The 3553-nt window shown below is 64.8% G+C and carries 3 protein-coding genes; 2 read left to right on the forward strand and 1 reads right to left on the reverse strand.

Annotation, left to right across the window (positions count from 1 at the left end; genetic code table 11):
• The first annotated feature begins 214 nt into the window (after positions 1-214).
• A complete protein-coding gene (locus ACVK00_RS34475; protein WP_284891511.1) occupies positions 215-490 on the forward strand; it encodes a hypothetical protein in 276 nt (91 codons plus the stop codon).
• 218 nt (positions 491-708) lie between these two features.
• A complete protein-coding gene (locus ACVK00_RS34480; RefSeq protein ID WP_284891510.1) occupies positions 709-2133 on the forward strand; it encodes a DHA2 family efflux MFS transporter permease subunit in 1425 nt (474 codons plus the stop codon).
• 223 nt (positions 2134-2356) lie between these two features.
• Here ACVK00_RS34480 and ACVK00_RS34485 read toward each other — a convergent pair whose 3' ends face one another.
• A complete protein-coding gene (locus ACVK00_RS34485; RefSeq protein WP_350227426.1) occupies positions 2357-3100 on the reverse strand; it encodes a 2OG-Fe(II) oxygenase in 744 nt (247 codons plus the stop codon).
• Positions 3101-3553: the final 453 nt, after the last annotated feature.

Here is a 3553-nt window from a genome sequence, read left to right on the forward strand (position 1 = left end):
CCGATGATAGTGCGGATTCCCGTGTGAAAGTAGGTAATCGTCAGGCTCCCTAAGCCAAGAACCCCCGCCCGAACAGGCGGGGGTTTTTGCATTTGCGCGGCGGAAAGAGCGATGACAGCGAGCGGGGCGCTGGCGGGCCGGTGGGTCAGCCAGGTTCGCCGGCATCACACTTCCTTGATTCACCGTCACAGACGAACCTCTCTGGGCAATCCCAATGAAAAAGCTCGTCCCGCTTCTGTTTTGCTTCGCCCTGCTGGGATGCGCTGCGCAGTCTCACGCTGACTGCGTCCATGCGCCATTTCACGCAAAATTCCAGGACGCAGACGGCGATGTGGGCCCGTTCGCCAATATGAAGTTTTCCCTGATCCGGGTGTCGGATGGCGCCGTGGTCTATCAAGGGACAACCGATGACCAGGGGCGAGCTGACTGGAGTGATGCGTGTCGAGGTGAGCACTACAGAATTCGCCAGGATGGCCTGATGGGCGAGTAACATCGCCGATTTTCTCCGATATTGGCTCAAATACGCGCTTGTTGACCTCAGTGGCTTGTGTGCCCGATCGCCGAGCCAAGTCGAATCTATGCGCATAAAGTGGTTTCAGCGCCACGTGTCGGCAGCGCGGGGTTCGGACGCTTCAGGGTAATATCGCCACTCGTCCGGCTTCCGCGCGTGGTTGCCGGTGTGCTCCGCCTTCCGCAACTGCATCGTTCATGACTTCCAGCTCTGCTCAGCGTGGTCGGACGACCGACTTCTTGCCGTATCTCGTCGCCGCGACCTTCTTCATGGAGTATCTCGACACGACCGTGATCGCGACCGCGCTGCCGCAGATGGCGCATTCCTTCGGCGTCGGGCCGAATGCGCTGAGTCTCGGGATGACGGCCTACATGCTCGCGCTCGCGGTATTCATCCCGATCAGCGGCTGGATCGCGGACCGATACGGTTCGCGCACGGTGTTCGGCAGTGCGATCGTGATTTTTACCGGGGCATCGATTCTGTGCGGGCTGTCCAACGGCGTGGTGACGTTTACGGCCGCTCGCCTGTTGCAGGGCGTCGGCGGGGCGATGATGGTGCCGGTCGGGCGGATGATCGTCGTGCGCAGCACCGAGAAAGCACGGCTGATGCGCGCGATCGCGACGATCACGTGGCCGGGTATCGTTGCGCCGGTCGTGGGGCCGCCGATCGGCGGCTTCATCACGACCTATGCGTCCTGGCGATGGATCTTCCTGTTGAACGTGCCGCTTGGCCTCGCCGCGCTGGTCTGTACGTGCTTGATGGTCCGGAACACGCGCGCGGACGACCAGCGGCCGCTCGATTGGGTCGGCTTCGTGCTGGCGGGCGGTGCGCTGACCTGTCTGCTGCTGGGCACCGAAACGGCTGGTCAGCAGGATGCGCAGTTCATGCGTGCGGCCGTGCTGGTCGGGGCCAGCGCATTGTTCGGCATCGCCGCGTGGCTGCACGCGCGGCGTTGCGCGCACCCGCTGCTCGACTTCACGACGCTGAAGGTGCCGACCTTCTCGGTCACGGTGCTCACCGGATCGGTCACGCGGATTGCGGTCAATGCGGTGCCTTATCTGCTGCCACTGCTGTTCCAGATCGGTTTCGGGCTGTCGCCGTTCCAGTCCGGTTTGCTGTTGCTCGCGAGCGCGCTCGGCAATCTGGGCATGAAGGCGGGCACGTCGTGGATCCTCGATCGTTTCGGGTTCCGCCGCGTCGCGCTCGTCGACGTGACGATCGTCGGCTTCTTCACGATCGCATGCGGCTGGCTGACCGCGTCGACGCCGCTCGCGATCACGCTGCTGGTCGTATTCGTCTACGGGCTGACGCGCTCGATGCAGTTCACGACGCTGGCGACGCTCGCCTATGCCGATGTTCCGTCGCACCAGACGAGCGCCGCGAGCACGCTGTGGAGCGCCGCGCAGCAGATGACGATCGGGATGGGGATCGCATTCGGCGCGCTGGCATTGCGGCTCGCCGCGCTGATGCGCGGCGATGCGGCCGGGATTCACTACGTGCTCGACGATTTTCGCTGGGCGTTCGTTGCGGCGGGCGTGCTCGCGCTGCTGACGTTGCCGGGCTACGCGCGCCTCGCGTCCGATGCGGGCGACCGACTTCGGGCGAGTGCCGCGCGAGGGTAGGTTGAACGGCCGGTCGGGCGTGAATCGCGATGGTTGCGGATGGTCGCGCTCGGTCGCTCCGCTCACGGACGGTTCGGTGCGTCACGGGCGCGATGAATCTTCGCGCATGCATTTCATGAGCTGGCACGGCCGTGTTGCTGGCGAAGTCCAGCCGCCATGCCGCGCACGCACGAGTTCGTGCATGACGCGGCGCACGACGCCGCCGTGCTCGCGTCGCTTGCCGCTACTGAGCATCATGAAAGATGATGCCGACCGTATGGCGGTGCCCGGTCCGGATACGGCTCACGCCGTGACGCAGGTTGACGCGATAGACGCCGCGCGTTCCCTGCACGGGCCGGCCGTGCACGGCGAAGATCACGGCGTCGCCTTGTGTCAGCGGCACCACTTCCGCACGCGATTGCATCCGCGGCCGCTGTTCCGTCAGCACGAACTCCCCACCCGTGAAATCCCGGCCCGGCGCCGACAGCAGGATCGCGACCTGTAGCGGAAAGACGTGCTCGCCATACAGGTCCTGATGGAGGCAGTTGTAGTCGTCCGGACCGTACTGCAGGATCAGCGGCGTCGGTCGCGTCTGTCCCGCCGCGTGGCAGCGCTCGAGGAATGCAGCGTGGTTGGCCGGGTAGCGGACGTCGATCCCGAGCGCCTGGTTCCAGCGATTCGCGATCGGTGCGAGATGCGGGTAGATCGCGGTTCGCAACGTGTCGACGACTGCCGGCAGCGGATAAGCGAAATACCGGTATTCGCCGCGGCCGAAGCCATGCCGCGCCATGACGACGCGCGAACGGTAAAGCGCATCGCGCGGATAGAGCGATGCCAGCGCCGTGCATTCGTCGGCGCAGAGAAGGCCCGGTACGCGAGCGCACCCATAGCGATCGAGTTCGGTACCGACGGCGGTCCAGTCGAGTGCGCTCACGCGTTGCGCGAGATCGGCAGCTTCGATGGCGGGTTGCAGATCGGCGATGTTCACGGGTGTACCTCGTTCGTTAGCGATGGGGATAGGGTGTCGTGCGGGCATGTCGCGCGCGCCGGAATAGGCGCGGGCGGTCGCAGCAGGATGGTCGGCGAGGCGATGTCGGGAAGCGTTGCGAGCACGACCGTGTCCACGAAAAATCGATGAACCCAGTCTAATGTCGTCGGCGCGACGGCGCGCTCCAGATCTTGCGCTTCAATTCGGGAGAGAGGGGGGGCAGATCGCGGCCGCGAGCAGGCGGGCGCAACGGCGATTCATTGCGCCGCCGTTACGCGACTGACCGGAATAAGCTCAGCGTAGTTTGCACGACACGGACGGCGAGAGGGCGAGAGGGCGAGACGAAGAGACGAAGAGACGAAGAGGCGAAGAGGCGAAGAGGCGAAGAGGCGAAGAGGCGAAGAGGCGAAGAGGCGAAGAGGCGAAGAGGCGAAGAGGCGAAGAGGCGAAGAG

This window comes from Burkholderia sp. PvR073, from assembly GCF_054055695.1.